This window comes from Asticcacaulis sp. DW145, assembly GCF_037101385.1.
Lineage (GTDB): Bacteria > Pseudomonadota > Alphaproteobacteria > Caulobacterales > Caulobacteraceae > Asticcacaulis > Asticcacaulis currens.
Genome location: NZ_AP029024.1, coordinates 1,754,476 through 1,775,609, shown reverse-complemented (window position 1 = coordinate 1,775,609; position 21,134 = coordinate 1,754,476). Strand labels below are relative to the sequence as shown.

General features: G+C 61.6%; 21 protein-coding genes and 1 other RNA gene. 12 read left to right on the top strand and 10 right to left on the bottom strand.

Annotation, left to right across the window (positions count from 1 at the left end):
• Nucleotides 1-115: 115 nt before the first annotated feature.
• The 3 genes from AACH73_RS08180 to folE form a co-directional block, all read right to left on the bottom strand.
• Nucleotides 116-1,120 carry an RluA family pseudouridine synthase gene (locus AACH73_RS08180; RefSeq protein ID WP_338734535.1) on the bottom strand — a complete coding sequence of 335 codons (1,005 nt, stop codon included), beginning with the start codon at nucleotides 1,118-1,120 and terminating at the stop codon, nucleotides 116-118.
• Between the two features lie 98 nt (nucleotides 1,121-1,218).
• Nucleotides 1,219-1,656: a biopolymer transporter ExbD gene (locus AACH73_RS08175; protein WP_338734534.1), complete on the bottom strand. Its 438-nt coding sequence runs from the start codon at nucleotides 1,654-1,656 to the stop codon at nucleotides 1,219-1,221.
• Between the two features lie 244 nt (nucleotides 1,657-1,900).
• The gene (gene folE / locus AACH73_RS08170; RefSeq protein ID WP_272741395.1) at nucleotides 1,901-2,569 is read right to left on the bottom strand and encodes a GTP cyclohydrolase I FolE; all 669 of its coding nucleotides are present in this window, start codon (nucleotides 2,567-2,569) and stop codon (nucleotides 1,901-1,903) included.
• Nucleotides 2,570-2,787: 218 nt separating this feature from the next.
• On the opposite strand from folE, the gene cysS reads away from it, so the two are divergent.
• The 6 genes from cysS (at nucleotide 2,788) to AACH73_RS08140 (ending at nucleotide 8,556) form a co-directional block, all read left to right on the top strand.
• Nucleotides 2,788-4,179 carry a cysteine--tRNA ligase gene (cysS, locus tag AACH73_RS08165; protein ID WP_272741394.1) on the top strand — a complete coding sequence of 464 codons (1,392 nt, stop codon included), beginning with the start codon at nucleotides 2,788-2,790 and terminating at the stop codon, nucleotides 4,177-4,179.
• 3 nt (nucleotides 4,180-4,182) lie between these two features.
• Nucleotides 4,183-4,620 (top strand): SRPBCC domain-containing protein, encoded by a 438-nt coding sequence (locus tag AACH73_RS08160; protein WP_272741393.1) that lies wholly within the window; start codon nucleotides 4,183-4,185, stop codon nucleotides 4,618-4,620.
• A 121-nt stretch (nucleotides 4,621-4,741) separates the two neighbouring features.
• The gene (locus tag AACH73_RS08155) at nucleotides 4,742-5,161 is read left to right on the top strand and encodes an iron-sulfur cluster assembly scaffold protein (RefSeq protein WP_272741392.1); all 420 of its coding nucleotides are present in this window, start codon (nucleotides 4,742-4,744) and stop codon (nucleotides 5,159-5,161) included.
• Between the two features lie 86 nt (nucleotides 5,162-5,247).
• A complete protein-coding gene (yidD, locus tag AACH73_RS08150; protein WP_272741391.1) occupies nucleotides 5,248-5,487 on the top strand; it encodes a membrane protein insertion efficiency factor YidD in 240 nt (79 codons plus the stop codon).
• A 133-nt stretch (nucleotides 5,488-5,620) separates the two neighbouring features.
• Complete coding sequence (gene thrS / locus AACH73_RS08145; RefSeq protein WP_272741390.1) at nucleotides 5,621-7,543, top strand: threonine--tRNA ligase; 1,923 nt, start codon at nucleotides 5,621-5,623, stop codon at nucleotides 7,541-7,543.
• A gap of 17 nt (nucleotides 7,544-7,560) precedes the next feature.
• Nucleotides 7,561-8,556 (top strand): glycosyltransferase family 2 protein, encoded by a 996-nt coding sequence (locus AACH73_RS08140; RefSeq protein WP_338734532.1) that lies wholly within the window; start codon nucleotides 7,561-7,563, stop codon nucleotides 8,554-8,556.
• A 123-nt stretch (nucleotides 8,557-8,679) separates the two neighbouring features.
• Here AACH73_RS08140 and AACH73_RS08135 read toward each other — a convergent pair whose 3' ends face one another.
• The 3 genes from AACH73_RS08135 to AACH73_RS08125 form a co-directional block, all read right to left on the bottom strand.
• Nucleotides 8,680-9,633: a DUF2807 domain-containing protein gene (locus tag AACH73_RS08135; RefSeq protein WP_272741388.1), complete on the bottom strand. Its 954-nt coding sequence runs from the start codon at nucleotides 9,631-9,633 to the stop codon at nucleotides 8,680-8,682.
• A 248-nt stretch (nucleotides 9,634-9,881) separates the two neighbouring features.
• On the bottom strand, nucleotides 9,882-10,883 hold the full coding sequence (locus tag AACH73_RS08130) for an alpha/beta hydrolase (protein ID WP_338734531.1): 1,002 nt from the start codon (nucleotides 10,881-10,883) through the stop codon (nucleotides 9,882-9,884).
• 43 nt (nucleotides 10,884-10,926) lie between these two features.
• A complete protein-coding gene (locus AACH73_RS08125; RefSeq protein ID WP_272741385.1) occupies nucleotides 10,927-11,325 on the bottom strand; it encodes a YccF domain-containing protein in 399 nt (132 codons plus the stop codon).
• 197 nt (nucleotides 11,326-11,522) lie between these two features.
• On the opposite strand from AACH73_RS08125, the gene AACH73_RS08120 reads away from it, so the two are divergent.
• The 6 genes from AACH73_RS08120 (at nucleotide 11,523) to AACH73_RS08095 (ending at nucleotide 16,652) form a co-directional block, all read left to right on the top strand.
• Complete coding sequence (locus tag AACH73_RS08120; RefSeq protein WP_272741384.1) at nucleotides 11,523-11,720, top strand: DUF4169 family protein; 198 nt, start codon at nucleotides 11,523-11,525, stop codon at nucleotides 11,718-11,720.
• A gap of 190 nt (nucleotides 11,721-11,910) precedes the next feature.
• Nucleotides 11,911-12,159: a ribbon-helix-helix domain-containing protein gene (locus AACH73_RS08115; protein WP_272741382.1), complete on the top strand. Its 249-nt coding sequence runs from the start codon at nucleotides 11,911-11,913 to the stop codon at nucleotides 12,157-12,159.
• An 83-nt stretch (nucleotides 12,160-12,242) separates the two neighbouring features.
• On the top strand, nucleotides 12,243-14,561 hold the full coding sequence (locus tag AACH73_RS08110) for a UvrD-helicase domain-containing protein (protein ID WP_338734527.1): 2,319 nt from the start codon (nucleotides 12,243-12,245) through the stop codon (nucleotides 14,559-14,561).
• Nucleotides 14,561-15,382 (top strand): peptidylprolyl isomerase, encoded by an 822-nt coding sequence (locus AACH73_RS08105; RefSeq protein WP_338735722.1) that lies wholly within the window; start codon nucleotides 14,561-14,563, stop codon nucleotides 15,380-15,382. The genes AACH73_RS08110 and AACH73_RS08105 overlap by 1 nt, the downstream gene beginning before the upstream one ends.
• Nucleotides 15,383-15,666: 284 nt before the next feature.
• Nucleotides 15,667-16,302 carry a hypothetical protein gene (locus AACH73_RS08100; protein WP_338734526.1) on the top strand — a complete coding sequence of 212 codons (636 nt, stop codon included), beginning with the start codon at nucleotides 15,667-15,669 and terminating at the stop codon, nucleotides 16,300-16,302.
• Nucleotides 16,299-16,652 (top strand): RusA family crossover junction endodeoxyribonuclease, encoded by a 354-nt coding sequence (locus tag AACH73_RS08095; RefSeq protein WP_272741379.1) that lies wholly within the window; start codon nucleotides 16,299-16,301, stop codon nucleotides 16,650-16,652. The genes AACH73_RS08100 and AACH73_RS08095 overlap by 4 nt, the downstream gene beginning before the upstream one ends.
• A gap of 10 nt (nucleotides 16,653-16,662) precedes the next feature.
• Here the strand turns inward: AACH73_RS08095 and AACH73_RS08090 are convergent, their stop codons facing one another.
• From AACH73_RS08090 to adhP, 4 genes are all read right to left on the bottom strand, one after another.
• Entirely contained in the window at nucleotides 16,663-18,822 is a 2,160-nt protein-coding gene (locus AACH73_RS08090; protein ID WP_272741378.1) for a serine hydrolase domain-containing protein, read from the bottom strand.
• Between the two features lie 27 nt (nucleotides 18,823-18,849).
• A complete protein-coding gene (locus AACH73_RS08085; RefSeq protein WP_272741377.1) occupies nucleotides 18,850-19,371 on the bottom strand; it encodes a ClpXP protease specificity-enhancing factor SspB in 522 nt (173 codons plus the stop codon).
• 275 nt (nucleotides 19,372-19,646) lie between these two features.
• Nucleotides 19,647-19,999: a transfer-messenger RNA gene (ssrA, locus tag AACH73_RS08080) on the bottom strand.
• Between the two features lie 16 nt (nucleotides 20,000-20,015).
• Nucleotides 20,016-21,050 (bottom strand): alcohol dehydrogenase AdhP, encoded by a 1,035-nt coding sequence (gene adhP / locus AACH73_RS08075; RefSeq protein WP_272741376.1) that lies wholly within the window; start codon nucleotides 21,048-21,050, stop codon nucleotides 20,016-20,018.
• Nucleotides 21,051-21,134 lie beyond the last annotated feature (84 nt).

Genomic DNA, 21,134 nt, shown 5'->3' with positions numbered 1-21,134 from the left:
CGGTGGCTGCGCGTGTAGGACAGGCTTTTGTCTTCCTTTTCCATGTAGGTGCTCCGGCGGGGAAAAAAAGGCCCGGTACGAAATTTATTTTATGCGGACTGGTTCAAAAATAAATCTACAACGATTTCAGAGTCCTCAGAAGGTCCGTCATATCCGCGGGCAGGGGGGCCTCAAAGGCGAGACGCTCGCCCGTGATCGGGTGGACGAAGCCCAGATGCGCGGCGTGCAGGGCCTGACGGGTAAAGGACTGACCTTTCAGCGCCTCGGCCACTGCCTTGTGCGGTGCACCGGAACCATAGACCGGATCACCCAGACAGGGACAGCCCAGATAGGCCATGTGCACGCGAATTTGATGGGTACGCCCCGTTTCCAGCGTACAGCGCACGCGGGCCGCGACGGACTTGTCGCCGCCAAAGCGCTCAAGCGTGCGGTAATGGGTGATGGCTTCGCGCCCGCCGCTTTTCAGCACGGCCATCTTTTTGCGGTCGTGGGGTGAACGCCCGATACGCGTGGTGACCGTGCCAGAGGCGGTTTTCGGTGCGCCGCGCACCAATGCTTCATAGGCGCGGTCGATATCGTGACGCGAAAACAACTCACTCAGGCCGCGATGGGCGGCGTCGGACTTGGCCGCCACCATGACGCCGGAGGTGTCCTTATCGAGGCGATGGACGATGCCGGGGCGCAGGACGCCGCCTATGCCCGACAGCGACTCGCCGCAGTGGAACAGCAGCGCATTGACCAGAGTCCCATCCGCTGTGCCGGGGGCCGGATGGGCGGCCATGCCGGCGGGCTTGTTGACCACGATCAGGTGGGCGTCCTCATACAGCACCTCCAGCGGCAGGTTCTGCGCTTCGGGAATCGCCGAGACGGGGGCCGGAATGGTCAGGACATATGCCCCCACCCTGGCCTTGTGCTTGCCATCGGTGAGGGGTTGCCCGTCGAGGCTCAGTCGCCCCTCGCTGATCAGGGCCTGAAGACGGGCGCGCGACAGGTCGGGCAGCAGGGGGAGCAGCGCGCGATCAAGCCTGTCGCCCACCATTTCTGCGGTCAGCACAAGGTCGTGCGTCTCGCCATCGCTGGCCAGCGGCAGATCGTCATCAATGTCGTCGTCAGCGGTCATGAATACCTTTTCGCTCTCCCTTGAAGGCGAGGGCAATAACGCAAAACACGCCGGAAGCGGACTTCCGGCGTGTCATGGGATCGTTTCGGCAGTGTCGCTTACGACAGGTCTTCGTTGATCAGGGCGATCTTGAAGTAGCCGTTGTCCTGAAGCGTGTTCAGAACCGACATGAAGTCGTTGTACTCGATATCGGCATCGCCGCGCACCAGAACGCGCTCCTCGGTCGGGTTGGACGACTCCAGAGCCACAGCCAGATCGGCCGGAAGAGTGGCCAAAGAAGTCTTCTTGGCACCAATATACAGATCATCCGGGCCTTGGATCGAGATAAAGACCGGATCCTTGGGCTTCTCTTTCGGGGTGTCCGACGGAATGGGCGGCGGCATGTCGAGCTTGATCGACACGGTGGCCATCGGCGCGGACACCATGAAGATGATCAGCAGCACGAGCATGATGTCAACGAACGGCGTGACGTTGATGTCGGAATTTTGTTCGACGGTATAGCGAGAACCGCCGCCGCCACCGAGCTTAGCGCCCATGATGTAACTCCCTAAGTCCCTCTGACCGTCCCGGCGGGACGCCTTGAGGCATTAAAAGACCACCCGCCGGAAGCAGGCGCAAATTTCAGGAACTGATTTAGGACAAAGCTCGCGCAAATGTAAAGAGGTTCGTTCACGCGGGATTACAATTTCTTCATGACGCTTTTGCGAACATATAGCCTGACAGGCGAACGCCCGACGCTTTGGCAGCATCGGGCGTCAAAACCTTGGATTTTCAGCGCGATCAGGGCTGGCAGAAACGCATGAATCGGTCCTGAAGCGCGAGGTCGCTCTTGAACACGCCGGTGAAGCGAGTCGTCACCGTAGTGACGTTCTTGTGGTGGACGCCGCGGGTGGTCATACACTGATGCTCTGCGTCGATCAGCACGGCGACACCCAGCGGGGCCAGTGACTGCTCGATGGCGTCGGCGATCTGCTTGGTCAGGGTTTCCTGCGTTTGCAGGCGCTTGGAGAAGATTTCCACGACGCGCGCGATCTTGGAGATACCCACCACCTTGGCGGTCGGCATGTAGGCGACATAGGCCTTACCGAGGAAGGAGGCCATGTGGTGTTCGCAGTGCGATTCGACGTCGATATGGCGCAGCATGACCATGTCGTCATAGCCCTGCACGTCCTCAAAGGTGCGCGACAGTTCCTTGGCCGGGTCGGCCTGATAGCCGGAGAACCACTCGTCATAGGCTTCGACGACGCGCTTGGGCGTGTCGATCAGGCCTTCGCGCGTGGGGTCGTCACCGGCCCAGGCCAGAAGCGTGCGCACGGCGGCCATGGCCTCTTCCTTGGACGGGCGCTCGACATTGAGGATTTCGGAAAAACCCTTGCTGCGCGTCTGGGCGAGAGCCTGGGTCAGCGGGTCTTCGCTGTGCGGGCGGGAATTCGGGTCGAGGCTGTCCATACTTAATATCTCCGGAGGGCCGAGTGGCGCCGGGACGACGGTCCCGGTATGACGCGTGGCATCCCTCTGCCGGGGTCGCATACACAAGACCCCTTGAAAGTTTGCAGGCGGTTTACGATCCTGCGCAGGAATTGGATTGCCCTCGATATAATCGCTTGGAAGCCAACCCTTGCCGCGTCTATATGGGGCAAACTTCACGGAGTTCAACAGAAATCGTCATGAAACTGCGACTCAGCGACACGCTTAAACGCCAGAAGGTGGACTTTGTTCCAAAAAACCCGCAGCGCGTGACGATGTATGTCTGTGGACCGACGGTCTATAACTACGCCCACATCGGCAATGCGCGCCCGGTGGTGGTGTTCGACGTGCTGTTCCGTCTGCTGCGCCATCTCTACGGCGAAGAGGCGGTCATCTATGCCCGCAACATCACCGACGTGGATGACAAGATCAACCAGAAGGCCATGGCCGAAGGGGTCGATATCGACGTCATCACCTCGAAATTTGCCGACATCTACACTGCCGACATGCGGGCGCTCAATGCGCTGGAGCCGACGATCCAGCCGCGCGTGACCCAGAACATGAACGCCATCGTGGCGCAGATTGCGGCCCTGATCCGCAACGGCCACGCCTATGAAGCTGAAGGCCATGTGCTGTTCGATGTCGAAAGCTATAAGGCCTATGGGGCGCTCTCCAACCGCTCGCTGGATGACATGATCGCCGGGGCGCGCGTCGAGGTGGCACCTTATAAGAAGAGTCCGCAGGACTTTGTGCTGTGGAAGCCGTCCAAGCCCGGTGAGCCGAAATGGCCGTCGCCGTGGGGGGAAGGGCGTCCGGGCTGGCACATCGAATGTTCGGCCATGATCGAGGCCAATCTGGGCCTGCCTATCGACATTCACGGCGGCGGGCACGACCTGATCTTCCCGCACCACGAAAACGAGATCGCGCAGGGCGTTTGTGCCCAGCATGGCCATAGCCATCAGGAAGAGAGCTATGCCCGCTACTGGATGCACAACGGCTTCCTGACCATGGACGCTGAAAAAATGTCCAAGTCGCTGGGCAATGTGTTGCTGGTGCACGACCTGATCAAGGAATTTCCCGGTGAGGTGATCCGTCTGGCCCTGCTTTCGGCCCACTACCGCGCGCCGCTGGACTGGAATAATGATCTGCTGGTGCAGACGCGCAAGCGTCTGGACGGGCTTTACGAAGCTCTGCGTAAGGCCGCCGACGTGCCCGTGGTCGAGACGGCGGTGCCGGAAGCGGTGATCGAAGCCCTGTGTGACGATCTTTCGACGCCGCGCGTGCTGGCGGAACTGTCGGCACTGGCCAGTGCGCTGGAAAAGGCTTCCGAGGCGGACAAACCGCTGGCCAAATCGCAGCTTTTGGTGGCGGGGGCCTTGGTGGGCATACTGCAACAGGAGGCCGAAAGCTGGTTCAAGGGCGGGGCCGATGATGACCTGTCGGCAAAGGTCGAGGCCCTTTTGGAAGCGCGCAAGACCGCGCGGGCTGAAAAAAACTGGGCTGAGGCCGATCGTATCCGCAACGAACTGACCGCGCTGAACGTAGAGGTCATGGACGGCCCGGCAGGGGCCACATGGAAACTGAAGGCTTAAGACATGGCACTCAAGGTGGAAAAACGTATCGGTATTCAGACCCCGGTCGATACGGTCTATGAGATTCTTCAGGACATCGAAGGCTGGGCGCAGTGGTCGCCCATCCATAAAGAGGCCAAGGGCAAGCTGGGTTTCGGCGCGCCAGTACGCTTCATGGAGCATTATGAAGGGCTGGGGGACTGGGAGATCAATGGCTTCGTGTCAGACTGGTCGCCGCTGTCGCACATCCATATCGGCGTGCCGAAGAAATTTTACGAAGGCTCGCTGATCCGCTTTTATGAGTTGAACATCCTGTCGGACACGGCGTGCGACTTCGCCATCGGGGCACAGTTTTCGGGCTTCCTGTCCGAGCGTGAGGGGAAAAAATACCGCAAATACCTGCGCGAAGGCTTTGCCAAATTCGCCGAAGCCTTGAAGGTGAAAGCCGAAGGGACGATATAGCTCAAAAACCCCCTCGCCCCTATGGGGAGAGGGTTGGGGTGAGGGGGCTTGGCCTCGGACTCCCCCTCACCCGGCGCTGACGCGCCACCCTCTCCCCGTAGGGGCGAGGGGGAGGAAGTGAATGATCGACGAACTCTATTCCCGTGAAATTCTGCGCCGCACCACGCAATTGACGCACGTCGGACGGCTGGAGGCCCCGGATGGCGCGGCTGACCGCACCGCCAAGCTGTGTGGTTCGACCATCCATGTGGAAGTCAAACGCGCGGACGGCGTGATCACTGACTTCGCGCAGGAGGTCGAAGCCTGTGCCCTGGGTCAGGCCGCCGCGGCCATCCTCAGCCAGAGCGTCATCGGTGCTCCGATCACCGAGGTCGTCGCCGCGCGCGACGCGATGAAGGCCATGCTCAAGGGCGGCGAATTTGCCTATCCTGAGCGCTTTGCCGACCTCGCCATCCTTCAGTCGGTGAAGGACTTTCCGGCGCGCCACGCCTCAACGCTTCTGGCGCTGGAGGCCACGGTCGAGGCGGCGGGTAAGGCGTAATCCTCTCTGTGGCGTGGCCGGGAGGGAGTTGATTTTGTGTCCAAAATGACTCAAGTCTCTGATTTTCGCCAAAAAGGTATTGCCGCATGGGGCGTCTCTATGCCAAGGCCGTGAACACGGGGCTCAGGGCCTATAAGCTTAGCCTGTCGCCCCTGATCGGGCAGGCCTGCCGCTTTGCGCCGACCTGTTCGGAATATACCGCCGAAGCCCTGATCGTGCATGGCCCCATAAAAGGTTCATGGTTGGGATTTAAGCGTATTTGCCGGTGCCGTCCCGGCGGGGGCCACGGATACGATCCGGTGCCGCCAAAAGTTGGCAAAAACTGACTGCCGTCGCCTGTCGTAGGGGCGCGGCCAAATCTATAACCGCGCATTTGGTTCCGAAAACCGCTACACACTTTTCGGAATGCGCTAGACGTCCTGGTCTCTCGTATGGACTGGACACAGAGTGAGAAAAGACATGATTGACCTGACGTTTCCCGATGGCGCCGTTCGTTCCTATGAGCCGGGCGCAACCGGACGAACCATAGCGGAGGGTCTGTCCAAGTCTCTCGCCAAAAAGGCGGCGATGCTCCGCCTCAACGGAGAGCTTTACGATCTCGACCGCCCCATTGAGGGCAGCGCCGCCATTGAAATCCTGACGCGCGACGATCCGGCCCTGCTGGAGGTCATCCGCCACGACACCGCTCACCTGCTGGCGCAGGCGGTGCAGGAGCTGTTCCCCGGCACCCAGGTCACTATCGGTCCGGCTATCGAGGACGGCTTCTATTACGATTTTGCGCGCGATGAGCCTTTCAGCCTCGACGACCTGCCCAAGATCGAAAAGAAGATGAAAGAGCTGGTCGATCGCGACGAAAAGATCGTGCGCGAAGTGTGGGAGCGCGACGCAGCCATCCGGCACTTCGAGGAGATCGGCGAGCACTATAAAGCCGATATCATCCGTGACCTGCCCGGCACGGAGACCATCACCGTCTATCGCCATGGCGACAACTGGAAGGATCTGTGCCGCGGGCCGCACTTCCCGTCGTCGAAATTTATCGGCAAGGCCTTCAAGCTGACAAAGCTGGCCGGGGCCTATTGGCGGGGCGACCACAATAATGCGCAGCTTCAGCGCATCTACGGCACGGCCTGGGCGTCTGAGGAGGACCTTCAGGCCTATATCACGCGCCTCGAAGAGGCCGAAAAGCGCGACCACCGCAAGCTGGGCCGTCAGATGAACCTCTTCCATATGCAGGAAGAGGGGCGCGGCATGGTCTTCTGGCACCCGCACGGCTGGACGCTGTGGCGCACGCTGGAGGCCTATATGCGCCGCCGTCTCGATGCCGCCGGCTATGTTGAGGTCAAGACGCCGCAGGTGCTGGACCGCACCTTCTGGGAAAAGTCGGGCCACTGGGACAAGTATCGCCCCAACATGTTCGTCTGCGAGACGGTCGAAGGCGAAACCCTCAGCCTGAAACCGATGAACTGCCCCGGCCACGTGCAGATCTTCAAGGTGGGCCTGCGTTCCTATAAGGAACTGCCGATCCGCATGGCTGAATTCGGGGCCTGCCACCGTTATGAGCCGTCGGGCTCGCTGCACGGCCTGATGCGCGTGCGCGGCTTCACGCAGGACGACGCGCACATCTTCTGCCGTGAAGACCAGATCGTCGAAGAGACGACGAAGTTCATCACCCTTTGCCGTCAGGTGCACGCCGATCTGGGGATGCAGGCCGAGCATATCGCGCTGGCCACCCGTCCGGAGGTGCGCGCCGGGTCTGACGAATTCTGGGACAAGGCCGAGGCGCAGATGGCCGAGGCCGCCCGCGCGGCGGGCGTGGAACCGGTCATTGCCGAAGGCGACGGGGCCTTCTACGCGCCGAAGCTCGATTTTATCGTGCGCGACGCCATTGGCCGCACCTGGACCTGTGGCACGATCCAGCTCGACTACGTGCTGCCGGAGCGTCTGGGGGCCGAATATGTGGCCGAAGACGGCTCGCGTCAGCGTCCGGTGATGCTGCACCGGGCGATTCTCGGCTCGTTCGAGCGCTTTATCGGCATCATGATCGAGAACTACGGCGGTAAGTTCCCGCTGTGGCTGGCTCCCATACAAGTGGTAGTGGCACCCATCACTTCCGATGCTAATGATTATGCGCAACAGGTCGCGGCAAAATTGCGGTCGCAAGGTCTCAGAGTTGACACGGACCTGCGTAACGAGAAGATTAACTATAAGATCCGCGAACATTCTCTGGCCAAGGTGCCGGTGATTGCGGTGGTCGGTCGCAAAGAGGCCGAGACCGGTGAAGTGGCCCTGCGTTATCTGGGGCAGGAGGGGCAGACCGTATTGTCAGTCGATGCCGCCGCCGAACAGTTGCGTACCGAGAGCCTGCCGCCTGATCTGAAATAAGTATTTGAAGTCGCTACATGGAACGCACACTACCGCCTACGATCCGCGATCTACTTAAGGCCCAGAGGCTGGCGGCAGATGAGGCGGAAACGCTTGCGCCCGGGACCGACATCGTCCTGCCGTCGCGCGATACCCGTGGCGTAACGGTCGTCATTATCGCCTATCACTCCGGCCGCATCCTGTTTGATTCGATCGAACGGGTGCTGGCCGAACCGGCGGTGAAGCAACTGGTTCTGATCGACAACGGGTCTTCGGAGCGCACGGTTGAGCTGCTGCGCGATATCGACGAAGCGTATGAGCGGGTGCTGCTGGTGCAGGGGCATGGCAATATCGGCTTTGCGCGCGCCGCCAATATGGGGGCGCAACTGGCCAATCAGCCGTGGATCGTCTTCCTCAACCCCGATGCGATTCTCTGCGACGGGGCCATCGAAGCGATGGTGGATACGGCGCTCAAAACGCCCCGGCCGTGTCTGGTCGGGGCGCGTGTCCTCAATCCGGACGGTACGGAACAGCGCGGTTCGCGCCGGGGCGAGGTGACGCCGGTCACGACCCTCGTGTCGCTGATGCGCCTGCCCAAATATCTGCCCTTCCTGCGCAGCTACGAAATTCACCGCGAGGATGAGCCCCTGCCGGAAGCCCCCCTGCCGGTCGCAACGGTGTCCGGGGCCTGCTTCTGCATCGCCCGCGCCGATTTTATCGCCGTAGGCGGGTTTGATACCCGCTTCTTCCTGCACGTCGAAGACGTGGACCTGTGCTGGCGTATCCGCCAGAGGGGCGGAGCGGTGCTGTTCCATCCCACGGCTGAGGTCATTCACGAAGGCCACACTTCGCGAGTCGATCCCGTCTTTGTCGAGATGAACAAGGGGCTGGGGCTGGTCTATTATTTCCGCAAACGCGCCGATACGCTGTGGCGTAAGGCCTATGTGCTGGCCCTGTCGCCGTTGATCGTCGGCATTTCGGTGCTGCGCGCCGCACTTCGCCGTCGCCTGCGCGACGCGGACGATTTCAGCTGATCCTGTCAAGCGACCGAACAGGCTGACCGCCTCCGGTTAGAGCGCATTTCCGAAAAGTGTGCAGCGGTTTTGGCTTCGCCGAACGCCGTTTCGGGATCAAATTCGCTCTGATGCCCCTCGGGATTACTGCCCGCCGATGTCGATATCGCCGGAACCCAGCACTTTTTTCTGAACCGTACCTGTGGCGCGGGCGACGTAGATATCGCCGGAACCGACCACGGCGGCCTCGACCATCTTCGCTTCGCCGCCAAAATGCACGTCGCCCGATCCGGCCAGAGCGATCTTGAGCGTCGGGCTGCGCCCCTTGGCGACCACCACGTCGCCGGAGCCCGCCACGCTGATTTCAACCGGACCATTGACCGCGCCGATGCTGACATCACCCGATCCCGCGGTCGCCGCCGACAGCGTGCCGCCGACGGAGCCCACCGTGACGTCGCCGGAGCCCGACTGCGAGAGCTTGAGCGAGCGCACCGCGCCGATGCTGACATCGCCGGAACCGGCGCTGATGATTTCGCTGTCCCCGGCGCTGGCGGCGTGCGTGTCGCCCGAGCCATTGCTGAGGAGGGTGAGGCTGCCGCGCACGGGGCCGACATTCCAGTCCCCGCAGCCATGCAGGTTGAGCTTCAGGCTGCCGGTCTCGGACACATTGCCATAGACCGCGCCCGTGCTGACGATTTCGAGGTCCTGTGGTCCATAGACATAGACGGTCGGCAGTTCGGAGAGGTTGACCTGACCCATGCCAGCCACCCGCACCGTGGTGACGTTGCGGTCGCCGAGGGTGAAGGCAAACAGGCTTCCGCCACCGCCGCCGCACGACTGGCTGCGGCCACCGACATTGCCGTTGACGATGACGCGATCCCCCTGACGGCGCAGCGTAACCTGGGGCATGTTGCGGGGGCCCGACTTGACGCGCACGTCGATGTCCTGACGCGCCTGCGCCACCACAATCACGCGGGCGGCGAGATTTTGCAGCTCTATCCGGTTTTCACCGGCCACCGCCATCTCCGGTGCGAAGATCGGCAAGAGCAGGGTCAGGGATGTGCAGGCCAATACGCGCATCAACAGGGGTTCCAACATCGGCAGGTTTCCGAAAAGCCGGAGCCTGCCTGATCACACATCTCGCAATAGGCTATCAGGGTCAAATTAAACCTGAGTCATGAAAAGTATTTAACAAGGTTACAGTTGACCCAGGGATAAGTTTTCAAACGCATTTTCATGCCAACGACCCCTGATATTGAAGGTCTCCGGTCGCTGAGAAGGCGCGCATGTCTCAGAGGCATCAGGGGCACGAGACCGTCGCGGAAGATTTACAAAGACACCCGGCATCAGGCATTCGTCTGGCTATATAGGCCCTGCTGGCGAGCGAAATGCAGGAACAGGTCGCTCCACGGCACAGCCGGTGACAGAATGCCGAAGCCATGCCCGCCCCGGGGGTAAAGGTGCGTCTCTACGGCGACACCGGCGGCCTTGAGCGCGGCGCGGAAGGCCAGGGTGTTTTCCACCGGCACGGCCCCATCGTCTTCGGCGTGCAGCAGGAAGGCCGGGGGGGTCTGCGCCGTGACGTGGTTTTCGGTCGAATAGCGCGCCGTGATCTCCTCATTGGCCGTCGCGCCGATGAGGTTGCTGCGCGAGCCCGCATGGGTCAGGCCGGGCTTCATCGAAATCACGGCATAAAGGGGTGCGCACAGGTGAGGCCGGGCGTCTTCGGCGTCTATGGCATCGACGGCGGCATAGACGGGCGCGCCATAGCCCGTGGCCAATGAGGCGCACAGGTGGCCGCCGGCGCTGAACCCCATGACGCCCACCCGCGTCGGATCAATATGGAAGTCTTTGGCGCGTGCCTTGATCAGGCGCATGGCGCGCTGGGCGTCCATCAGGGGCACGTCCGATGCCTGCGCCCACCCTTCGGCGGGCAGGCGGTAATAGAGGGCAAAGACGGTCAGGCCCTGCGCTGAAAACACACGGCCGACATTATGGCCTTCGTTATCGACCGAAATGTAGGTGTAGCCTCCGCCGGGAATGACCAAGAGGGCCCCGCCATTGGGCTTTTGCGGACGATAGACGGCCAGCCGCGGACGCACCACACCGCTCACCAGCCGGCGCGGTGGCGGGTTCGGTGAGGTTTTGACCGCCTCGTTCAGGTCCGCCTTCAGCAGGCCCGTTGGCCCCTTGGGCCACAGATCGACATATTCCGTCGTCTCAGGCGGCAGAGGTGTGCCGCTGAGGTCTTTCAGCTCGCTGCCCAGGGTCTGGGCCACGGCGCCGGACGCAGAGGCCAGCCCCATACCCAGTCCGCCGGTCATCAGGGTGCGTCGGTCCAAATCCATCTGTCTCTCCGGAACGGGTTTCCGGCGTATCTACAGGACGGGATCAGGGCTTTTCAATGACGATCTTGCCGACCGGGGCCAGAGCCAGCCACGCCAGTTGCACGTTTTTGATGGCGAAGGGGATGCCGATAATCGTCACGGCCTGCGCCAGTGCCAGAGCCAGATGCCCCAGCGCGATGTACCAGCCGCCCAGAAGGATCCACACAATGTTCATCAGCGCGCCCGTACCGCCGGTCCCCATATCCCCCTGACCGGTCATCAGGTCGCGGTCGGCAATGGCCTTGCCGAACGGAAAGAAGCTGAATCCGGCAATACGGAAGGCCGCCCCGGCCCACGGCAGGCCAACAATGGTCAGGGCGAGCAGGCAGCCCCCCAGACACCAGGCCAGGCCCGCGGCAAAGCCACCGAAGATGAACCATAGGATGTTGAGAATAAGGGTCATGCGAAGATTCCGGAAGGGGCGAAAGAACGTGGTTGTATTTTTGACGTAACGGTGTTTTGATGAAAAATTATAAAGCGTTTCGCGCGGGGTGCAGCTTAATTATCTTTTAATCGCAAATGCGGCGCTGTATATTGAACGAACTTGGGTATGGCGTTTATAAATGTATGGTCCGGTCTGTGCGGTCCGGAGTGTGAACCATGAGTGACGTGATCAATCTGAACAAGGCGCGCAAGGCACGCCAGCGTGAGCGGGATAAGACGCAGGCCGCTCAGAACCGCGTTACCTTCGGTCTGCCCGGTCATCTGCGCCGCGCTGCGCGCGAAGACGAGGCGCGCCGCGATCGTCAACTGGACGGACAGAAACGTCAGGATGTGGATAAATCCGAAAATGGTTGACGTTTTTATGTAAAACGACAAGAGTTTACATGGGTTTTTCATCGCCCGGAGGGTAGCGGTTTAATAGTACCACAATAAAAAATTATACGTTTGTGGTTGTGCCGCCATCGTCAACTCAATTTTTTAAGTTTGCCGTATCGCCGGGGGACGCAGTGATGCAGCAAAGGCTTACCTGGACAGGAGGGACACTATGCCGGGTTTAAGAAAGAGGTCGGTTAATCTTGCCGGACACGCCACCTCCGTTGCGCTGGAACCGGAGTTCTGGGCGGTTCTGGAGACAATGGCGAAGGATCGCCGAATCAGTCTGGCGGCCCTGATTGCCGAGCTGGATACCAAGCGCGGGGAGAGCCTTCTGGCCTCCTTCTGCCGCCTGTCGGCCCTGGCCTTCGTTCAGCAGAAGGCGTCTGGGGGGAAGAAGCGTAAGGGCGAGACGGCCTGAGACGCTCAGCCGCCCTGTGCATAAGCCGGGCGGGCTGATGTTTCCGTTTGGTTCCGTCCGGCGAACGGGCTAGACTGGCCGGCATGAGCGAAGACGTTTCCATTCCCATCAGTCAGCGGGCCTCGGTCAACGGGGCCTCTTTCAGCAGCGATTTTTTCAAGGGGCTGAACCCCGAACAGGCTGACGCCGTGCGTTCGACCGAAGGGCCGGTGCTGGTTTTGGCCGGGGCGGGTACGGGCAAGACGCGCGTTTTGACCACGCGCATCGCGCACATACTGGCGCAGGGTCTGGCCAAGCCGTGGGAAATCCTCTGCGTCACCTTCACCAACAAGGCGGCGCGCGAAATGCGCGAGCGCACGACGCGGCTGGTGGGGCCGTCGGCGGAAGGCCTGTCCAATCTGGGCACCTTCCACTCGATCGCCGCCCAGATGCTGCGCCGTCATGCCGAGCTGGTCGGGCTGAAGTCGAGCTTCAACATCATCGACGACGACGATCAGACGCGCCTTCTCAAGCAGATCATGGAGGCGCGGCGCATCGACACCAAGCGCTTCCCGCCCAAGCTGATGGCGCACTTCCTCGATCAGTGGAAGAACAAGGGCCTGACGCCGGACAAGGTGGCGAAGATGACCGCCGACGAGGGCGCGCAGTTCGCCTTCAACAAGGGGCCGGAACTCTACGCCGAGTATCAGGAGCGCCTGCGGGTGCTGAACGCCTGCGACTTTGGCGACCTTTTGCTGCACACGCTGAAAATCCTCACTGAGCATCCGGACATACTCGAACACTATCACCGCCGCTTCAAATATGTACTGGTGGACGAGTATCAGGACACCAATATCGCCCAGTATCTGTGGCTGCGGATTCTCACCAATGCCAACCGCAACCTGTGTTGCGTGGGCGATGATGATCAGTCGATCTATGGCTGGCGCGGGGCCGAGGTCGATAACATCCTCAAGTTCGAGCGCGACTATCCGGGGGCCAGGGTCATCCGGCTGGAGCGCAACTATCGCTCGACCCAGCATATCCTGTCCGCCGCCTCCGGCCTGATCCGCGCCAACAGCGCACGTCTGGGCAAGACCCTGTTCACCGATCAGGAGGGCGGCGAAAAAGTGCGCGTGCAGGGCCTGTGGGACGGCGCGGCCGAGGCACAGGGCGTCGCCGAAGACATAGAGCGTCTGAAAAAGCAGGGTCGGGCCTATTCCGACATGGCGGTGCTGGTGCGCGCCTCGTTCCAGATGCGGGCGTTTGAAGAACGCTTCCTGATGCTGCAAATCCCCTATGTGGTGGTGGGCGGCCCGCGCTTTTTCGAGCGGGCGGAAATCCGCGACGCCATCGCCTATCTGCGTCTGATCCAGTCCGAAGACGACGACCTGGCCTTTGAGCGCATCGTCAATGTGCCCAAGCGCGGCATTGGCGATGCCACGGTGCAGAAGCTCTTGATGCAGGCGCGATTGGCCGGGCAGAGCGTCATGGCCGCGGTGCGTGATCTGGTGCAGACCGATGAACTGCCGGCGCGGGCCAAAACGCCGCTGGTCGGTTTCCTGCGCGATTACGACCGCTGGGTGGCGGCGCTGAAAAGCACAGCGCATGATGCGCTGCTCGATATGGTGCTGACTGAGAGCGGTTATTACGACATGCAGCGCGCCGATAAGACGTCGGGCGGGACGCGCATCGACAACCTCAAGGAAATGATGAACGCCATGCAGGACTTCGAAAACCTCGAAGCCTATCTGGAGCATGTGTCGCTGGTCATGGACCTTGAGCGCGACAATGGCGAAAACAGTGTGCGTATCTCGACCCTGCACGCCGCCAAGGGGCTGGAGTTTCCGGTGGTCTTCCTGCCGGGCTGGGAGGAGGGCGTCTTTCCGTCGCAGCGCTCGATGGACGAAAACGGCCTGAAAGGGCTGGAGGAGGAGCGGCGGCTGGCCTATGTCGGCCTGACGCGGGCGCGGGAGATCGCACGGGTTAGCTTTGTGGCCAATCGGCAGGTTTTCGGGCGCTGGACCAGCCAGATACCGTCGCGCTTTATCGACGAAATGCCGATTGAGCACGTCGAGGCGACGTCGCAGACCGGCTATACTCAGGCGGGCTGGCAATCGCAGGAAAGCCGCTGGGATCGTGCGGGTTATCAGCCGAACCACACGAAAAGTGAAACAAAAACCGAGGGCCGCTTCAGCGACCGTCTGTCGGGCGTGGATATGAGCCGACTGGAGAAAAAGCCGCAGCCGCACCGGCAACCGGCCGCCAAGCCGCAACCCTCCAAGGGCCTCAGCGTGGGCACCCGCGTCTTCCACAGCAAGTTCGGCTATGGTCATGTGGTCGAAACCGAAGGCAACAAGCTGGTGGTCAATTTCGACATTTCCGGCGAGAAGAAGGTCATCGACAGCTTCGTGGAGAAGGCGTGATGCAGGCGTGGGGGGCGGGGGCCATTGCGGCATTGGCGTTGCTGGCGACATCAGCGACCGCGCAGGACTGGATGCCGCTCGATGCGGACAACACGCTGGTCATGGAAACGACACAGGGGCGGGTCATCATCGTCCTCAGCCCGCAAATGGCCCCGCAGGGTGTGGCGCGCATCAAAGACCTGACGCGGCAGGGCTTTTATAACGGCCTGTTGTTCCACCGCGTGATCGACCATTTCGTGGCCCAGACCGGCAATCCGAACAATAAGGATGGTGGCAAAAGCGCCCTGCCGGACCTGCCTCTGGAGGCGGTGTTCAGACTGGCTGAGACGGTGCCGCACACGGTGGTGGCGCAACCCGACGGGGCGACGACCGGCTTTATCGGCGCGGTGCCCTATGTGGCGATGACCGACCGCCATATGCCGCCCGCCGGTGATGGCAGCCGCGCCGTGCGGGCCTGGGGGACGCATTGCCGCGGCGTGCTGGGCATGGGGCGCGGGGACGCCACCGACTCGGCCAATAGCGAGCTTTATCTGATGCGCGATACGGTCACACGCCTTGACCGCGACTATACGGTCGTAGGGCGGGTCGTGTCCGGTTTTGAAGTGGTGGCGGCGCTGAGGGTGGGCGAACCCCCGTCGCAGCCCGATGCGATGACAAAGGTGCGGCTCCTGTCCGACATGCCCGCGTCTGGGCGTCCGAAGCTGGAGATCATGAACACCGCCGGCGGGGCCTTTGCGACGCTGGTCAAGGCGAAGCGGGCCGAAAAGGGGGCCGACTTTTCGGTCTGCGATATTATGCTGCCGGTACACGAGGTGCGTTAGGCTTATTTAGGCGTGTATCTTGATTTTTGAGGGCTACGGGCGGATATTGAGAGTATGGCAGATACAGCGCAAAATACCCCCGCTGCGCGTAAGCGGTCTAAGTCGAAATTCTCCGGAACCGGACACTACGGTAGCGGATACCTTGGCGTGACCAAGGACGGGGTAAAAATCCTGCGGCCTAAAGGTCGCGTGGACAATATTACTCTGGCGCAAGCGCGTAGAGCGGTGGTGGCTGTACGCCAAGCACAGGCCAATGCGGTGAAGTCCGAGGACTGATTATTTGGATGAATGCCACAGATGTCTTCATTAACTGCCCATTCTCTGTGGATTATAGGAATCGTTTTTGGGCGATAACGTACGCGGTACTTCGATCAGGACTTGAGCCGCGTTGCGCACTTGAAGCTGATAATTCCATTGAAAACCGCTATGACAAAATATGTCGTCTGATCAGAGAGTGCCGTTTTGGTATTCATGATATATCGTACACAGGCTTGTACGGCGATCCAGATAGGGATGCAGATTATCCTTTGCCTCGCTTTAACATGCCTTTTGAATTGGGCTTGTTTCTAGGGGCGCATAGTTTTGGCGGGCCTAAGCAGCGCGCCAAAACAGCCCTTGTGCTCGATATAAAGGCTTTTCGCTATCAAAAGTTCCTGTCTGACATCGCGGGTCAGGACATCCGAACCTATAATGGGGGTGTTGAGGCATTGATTGCTGAGGTCTCTATCTGGCTACGTACCGAAGCGCGGTTGACTGAAGTGCCGGGTGGAAGCGTAATCGCGACGGAATATGCGGGTTTTATGGAGAGCTTCCCCGCCCTGTGTCGTGAAAGTCGTTTGGCCCCAAGTGAAGTCACCTTTCTGGATTTCAAACGTCTGGCTGCTGTGTGGATTGAGCAGGTTTACGGACAGGCTCAATGACCTGGACCGTCTTTGGTAAGGTGCGGGCGCGGGAAACCGATGAGGGGATCGAACTCTTCATTGATGGACTGACGACGCAGGCCAAATATTACAAGCCTCTGGTCTATGAGTTTTTCCGCAAAGAGTGGCGGGGATCGCGTCCGGCCTGGGGCGACTATGCGGTCGAAATCCGCATGGAGCACGTCGGTGATCCGCCGTGGATGGACCTCGATAACCTCGCCAAGGCGCTGCTCGATGCCATCAAGGGGTTTGTCTTTCACGACGACAGTCAGGTGGCGCGCCTGCTGGTCGAACGCTTCGAGGGCGAACGCGAGCAAATCCACATCCGCGTCTATGCGCTGAAACGGTAGGGTTTGGGGTTTAGCCCCACGGTGTGAGCGCGCCCCAGCTCATCAGCAGCAGGGCGTAGCTCAGCCAGCCGAGATTGAGCGCCGTATGCGCCGCCTTTTGCCACAGGGCCCAGCCGTCGGCATGGTAATTGGCCTCTTCATAGACGCGGTAGAGGTTGCCGAGCTGAAACAAGGTCGCCAGCGAAGCCACAACCGCCAGCCATGAGGCCATCTGCAACTGACCGCTGGGCCAGCGCGTAAACAGGGCGCTGGGGTCGCCGGTCAGGCCCTGACGCCAGCTATTGAACAGGGCGATGGCCAGTATCCACACGGCCGCAGTGGCGTAGGAAATCCACGTCGCCGCCACCTGCGCGTCGGTCGGGTGGTCGCGCTGTCCCACGCGGCTCAGCCCCATCAGCACCAGCACGCACGACCCCAGCATGAGCGCCGTCAGCACATAGAGGGTGGAGGGCCGGTGAAACCAGCCGACGCGCTCATAACGCGCCATATTGGCCGTGGTTTCAAAGGCGGTGGCGTGGCCGCCCTTCGGACGGAACAGAAAATGCAGACCGTCATTGCCGATCTGCGGCCCCAGCGGATTGACGTCCTGCGGCGTGAAAAAGCCACGCGCGGCGGCGGCGACATAGGCCGAAGACCCGTCGGGCGCGCTGACGATCAGGCGGCCCTGGGCATCGGCATCGACCTCCACTGTGTTGATCAGTCGCGTTACCGCACCTTCGAGCCCGCCATAGGCGCGCCGCGTCGAAACATAGGCCCCGCGCAAGGAATCGAAATAGGCGCGATCGGCCTCATAGCTCTGAACCGGCTGACGCGGGGCGGGGGTCGCGACGCCCTCGACGTGCTGGATCAGCAGTTCGGGATAGGCGCGTGTCAGGGTGTCGCCGGTTTCGGTATTGGCCGCAATGAAGATGCCCAGATTGCGCTCCGGCACCAGAATCATGTTGGCGTTGAACCACAGGGTCGCCCCGGTATGGCCATAGGTCTTCAGCCCCTGCGCGGTCTCGCCCATGCGCAGGCCCGACGCCCAGCCGTTATAGCCCTTCGGCATGGTCAGGAGCGGCGAGCGGAAGGCCTGAGCCGAGGCGGGGCCGAACAGGGTCGCGCCGTCAAAGCGGCCATTGCCCAGCAGAAGCGACATATAACGTGCCATGTCGGCGGCGGTGGTCGAAGCCCCCAGCGCCCCCGCCATCGGCAGGGCGTGGTCGAAGGGCTGAGGCCGGAAGGTCGCGCCATCCCAGATAAAGCCCTGCGACAGGCGGTCGGACAGGCCCCCCGGCATGGGTGCCGGCAGGCCTTCGGCGGCGGCATTGGGGTGGATCAGCGCCGGATCATAAGGTTCGCGCAGGGTGGTCGATGCGAGGCCCAGCGGCCGGAATATGCGCGCCTCCATCAGGGTGGGCACGTCTTTGGCCTCAGCCGTGCGGGCGGCCGCGCGGGCGGCCAGTGCCGCCCCATAGTTGGAATAGGTGGCGAAGCTGCCCGGTTCGCGGATGCGCTGCGGCGCATGACGTCGAAAATAGGTGTCGGTGGATTCGATGCGCCCGTCTTCGAGCCGGAAGAGATGCCCCAGAGAGGTGTCTTCAAACCCCGCCGTATGGGCCATCAGGTCGCGCATACGGATCGGCTTGAACCGCCGGTCCTTGGCAAAGATGTCTTCGGGCAGATAGGCGGCTACGGGGCCATCCAGCCGAATGCGTCCGGCCTCGATCTCCTGACGCACCGCGATCCAGGTAAAGGTCTTGGTGATCGAGCCGATGCGGAACAGGCTGGTCTGGGCATCGACGGCTCGGCGGGGCATCAGGCGATCATAGCCGTAGCCCTTGATCAGCAGGGGTGTGCCGCCCTGCACCACGGCGACCGTCACCCCCAGCACATGATCGCGCTGCATCAGGGCAGACACGGTGGCATCGGTGAAGGATTCGATATCGTCGGCGCTCACCGGCCGCGTGGCGGGCAAAGGCTCAACCGCGACCGGGGTCGGTGTGGGGCGGCGCGGGGTCGGGCGTGGCGTGCGTACCACCGGGACGTCCGGGGCCTGCGCGGCCGGGCTCTCCGTCACAGGCGCGGCGACGGGCAGCACCGGAGTCGCGGCGAGAACGGGCAGACCGATCCCAGCATACAGGCATCCGGCAGCGAGCAGGGCGATTAGGCGGGCAGACGGTTGGCGCATGTGGCGAAACCCTGCGGAAGGCGGCGGCTATTTCTTGCGGAACTGATCGAGCGAGACGACCTTTGGCCCGGTATCGGGGGGCGGGGCGTCCGGATCGGGTTCAGTGGTCGCGCCGGCCTCTGACGGCGGAGCTGTGTCCGCGATGGGGCCGCCGTCATCATTGGCCTCCAGCGGTTCTTCGACGTCGAACTCGAGAATGAACTGCACGCTGGGGTCATAGAAGCGGGTGATGGCCGACAGGGGGAAGCGCAGCACCTTGGGCACGCCGCCAAAGCTCAGGGTCACGCTGATGCGGTCGCCTTCGACCTTCAGTTCGCGATACTGGTGCTGCAGCACGATGGTGATGTCGCGCGGATAGCGGCGCAGCAGGTCTTCGGGGACGCTGACCCCTTCGGCGCGCGTCAGGAAGGTGACGTAGAAGTGGTGGTCTCCGGGCAGGCCCTGCGGGTGCGACGCCTTGATCAGGGCTTCGCGGATCACACCGCGCAGCGCGTTCTGGGTCAGGGTCGCATAATCCATGTGGTCAATGACGGACGGCGTATCGGTCATGTCGGGCGGGGTACCTGCATTGGGGGAGTGAATCTGCTCCAGACTTAACACGGTGCGGCTGAAACAAAACAGCAAAATGCCCGCAGGTGCGAGATTTCCCCGACTTGTGATGGCTTTGGAGAGAGGAGGTGCTGGACTTCTGTTGCCAGGCGTCCCCCATCTTCACTTACAATTGGCGCGGGCCTGATCGGAATGTGGAGGAAGTGGCGAGGTTCTGTTGCCAGGCCCCCAAATCCTGATTTAAGAACGCGAGGGCCTGATCGGAATGTGGAGGAAGTGGCGAGGTTCTGTTGCCAGGCCCTCGCCGGGCCCCGCCTAGGGAGCTTAAGCCCTAGGAGTTGAGGTGGATTAGATCCGCCGCATTACGCAGCAAGAGCTTGATCCGAAGCGAAGTTATCGTTCGCAACTATAATTTTGAGCCGATCACAGAGGCTCAAACTGAGGGAAGGCTACACCTTTACACGTCTGTCGATGCTGATCGGCCCCATAGGCTCCGCAAACGGAGGGAAATGGTGGAGCCGCCGGGAATCGCACCCGGGTCCAGTCCGCTTATTACGTGGGCGTTTATCCCCATAGTCCCCGAAGGAACAGGTGTAACATAAGGTCTCCGGCGCTTGAGGGAAAGGGCCGGAGACAAAAAAACGTCACGCCGTCAGGTCGAGCACGACGCGGCCTTCGATCTGCCCCTTGTGCATACGCGCAAAGATGTCGTTGATGTTTTCCAGCTTTTCGGTGGCGATGGTCGCCTTGACCTTGCCGTCGCTGGCGAAATCGAGCGATTCCTGAAGGTCGAGTCGCGTGCCGACGATGGAGCCGCGCACAGTGACGCCATTGAGCACCATGCCGAAGATGTCGAGCGGGAATTCCCCCGGCGGCAGACCATTCAGAGACACCGTACCGCCGCGCGACACCATGCCGAGCGCCTGTTTGAAGGCGGTGGTCGAAACCGCGGTGACGAGCACGCCCTGCGCGCCGCCATCCGTGGCTTTCTTGATATAGGCCGCCGGATCGGCTTCCGTTTTGGCATTGACCGTCACGGTCGCGCCCAGACGGCGGGCGAGGTCGAGCTTGGCGTCGTCAATATCGACGGCGGCGACGTTGAGCCCCATGGCCTTGGCGTACTGCACGGCCATGTGGCCCAGACCGCCGACGCCGGAAATAACCACCCAGTCGCCAGGTTTGGTGTCGGTGACCTTCAGCCCCTTATAGACAGTCACGCCCGCGCACAGGACCGGCGCGATTTCGGTAAAGCTGATGTTTTTGGGCAGGTGACCGACGAAGTTCGGATCGGCCACCACGTATTCGGCAAAGCCGCCATTGACCGAATAGCCGGTGTTGAGCTGGGATTCGCACAGGGTTTCCCACCCGCCCAGACAGTGGCGGCAATGGCCACAGGCCGTATAGAGCCACGGCACGCCGACGCGGTCGCCTTCCTTGACGTGCTTGACGCCCTTGCCCACCGCCGAAACGTAACCGACGCCTTCGTGACCGGGGATGAAGGGGGGATTGGGCTTCACCGGCCAGTCGCCTTCGGCGGCGTGCAGGTCGGTGTGACAGACGCCTGAGGCCTGAATGGCCACCTGAATCAGGCCTTCGCCGGGTTCCGGCACCGGCACTTCGTCGATGGTGAGGGGTTTGCCGAACTGGCGGACAACGGCCGCCTTCATGGTTCTGGCCATGCTGCGTTTCTCCTGCGGATGGGTATGATACCAAGGGTCATTGAAAATGACTCTTGGTATGCCTTTCGAGACTGTCTCATGTCG

Coding starts and splice junctions, on each gene's coding strand:
- AACH73_RS08095 (WP_272741379.1), top strand. CDS start 16,299: ATGACCTGGACCGTCTTTGGTAAGGTGCGGGCGCGGGAAACCGATGAG.
- AACH73_RS08115 (WP_272741382.1), top strand. CDS start 11,911: ATGCCGGGTTTAAGAAAGAGGTCGGTTAATCTTGCCGGACACGCCACC.
- AACH73_RS08125 (WP_272741385.1), bottom strand. CDS start 11,325: ATGACCCTTATTCTCAACATCCTATGGTTCATCTTCGGTGGCTTTGCC.
- AACH73_RS08130 (WP_338734531.1), bottom strand. CDS start 10,883: ATGGATTTGGACCGACGCACCCTGATGACCGGCGGACTGGGTATGGGG.
- AACH73_RS08140 (WP_338734532.1), top strand. CDS start 7,561: ATGGAACGCACACTACCGCCTACGATCCGCGATCTACTTAAGGCCCAG.
- folE (WP_272741395.1), bottom strand. CDS start 2,569: ATGGACAGCCTCGACCCGAATTCCCGCCCGCACAGCGAAGACCCGCTG.
- AACH73_RS08105 (WP_338735722.1), top strand. CDS start 14,561: ATGCAGGCGTGGGGGGCGGGGGCCATTGCGGCATTGGCGTTGCTGGCG.
- AACH73_RS08155 (WP_272741392.1), top strand. CDS start 4,742: ATGATCGACGAACTCTATTCCCGTGAAATTCTGCGCCGCACCACGCAA.
- adhP (WP_272741376.1), bottom strand. CDS start 21,050: ATGGCCAGAACCATGAAGGCGGCCGTTGTCCGCCAGTTCGGCAAACCC.
- AACH73_RS08100 (WP_338734526.1), top strand. CDS start 15,667: ATGAATGCCACAGATGTCTTCATTAACTGCCCATTCTCTGTGGATTAT.
- AACH73_RS08085 (WP_272741377.1), bottom strand. CDS start 19,371: ATGACCGATACGCCGTCCGTCATTGACCACATGGATTATGCGACCCTG.
- AACH73_RS08090 (WP_272741378.1), bottom strand. CDS start 18,822: ATGCGCCAACCGTCTGCCCGCCTAATCGCCCTGCTCGCTGCCGGATGC.
- AACH73_RS08160 (WP_272741393.1), top strand. CDS start 4,183: ATGGCACTCAAGGTGGAAAAACGTATCGGTATTCAGACCCCGGTCGAT.
- AACH73_RS08180 (WP_338734535.1), bottom strand. CDS start 1,120: ATGACCGCTGACGACGACATTGATGACGATCTGCCGCTGGCCAGCGAT.
- AACH73_RS08175 (WP_338734534.1), bottom strand. CDS start 1,656: ATGGGCGCTAAGCTCGGTGGCGGCGGCGGTTCTCGCTATACCGTCGAA.
- AACH73_RS08110 (WP_338734527.1), top strand. CDS start 12,243: ATGAGCGAAGACGTTTCCATTCCCATCAGTCAGCGGGCCTCGGTCAAC.
- cysS (WP_272741394.1), top strand. CDS start 2,788: ATGAAACTGCGACTCAGCGACACGCTTAAACGCCAGAAGGTGGACTTT.
- AACH73_RS08120 (WP_272741384.1), top strand. CDS start 11,523: ATGAGTGACGTGATCAATCTGAACAAGGCGCGCAAGGCACGCCAGCGT.
- AACH73_RS08135 (WP_272741388.1), bottom strand. CDS start 9,633: ATGTTGGAACCCCTGTTGATGCGCGTATTGGCCTGCACATCCCTGACC.
- yidD (WP_272741391.1), top strand. CDS start 5,248: ATGGGGCGTCTCTATGCCAAGGCCGTGAACACGGGGCTCAGGGCCTAT.
- thrS (WP_272741390.1), top strand. CDS start 5,621: ATGATTGACCTGACGTTTCCCGATGGCGCCGTTCGTTCCTATGAGCCG.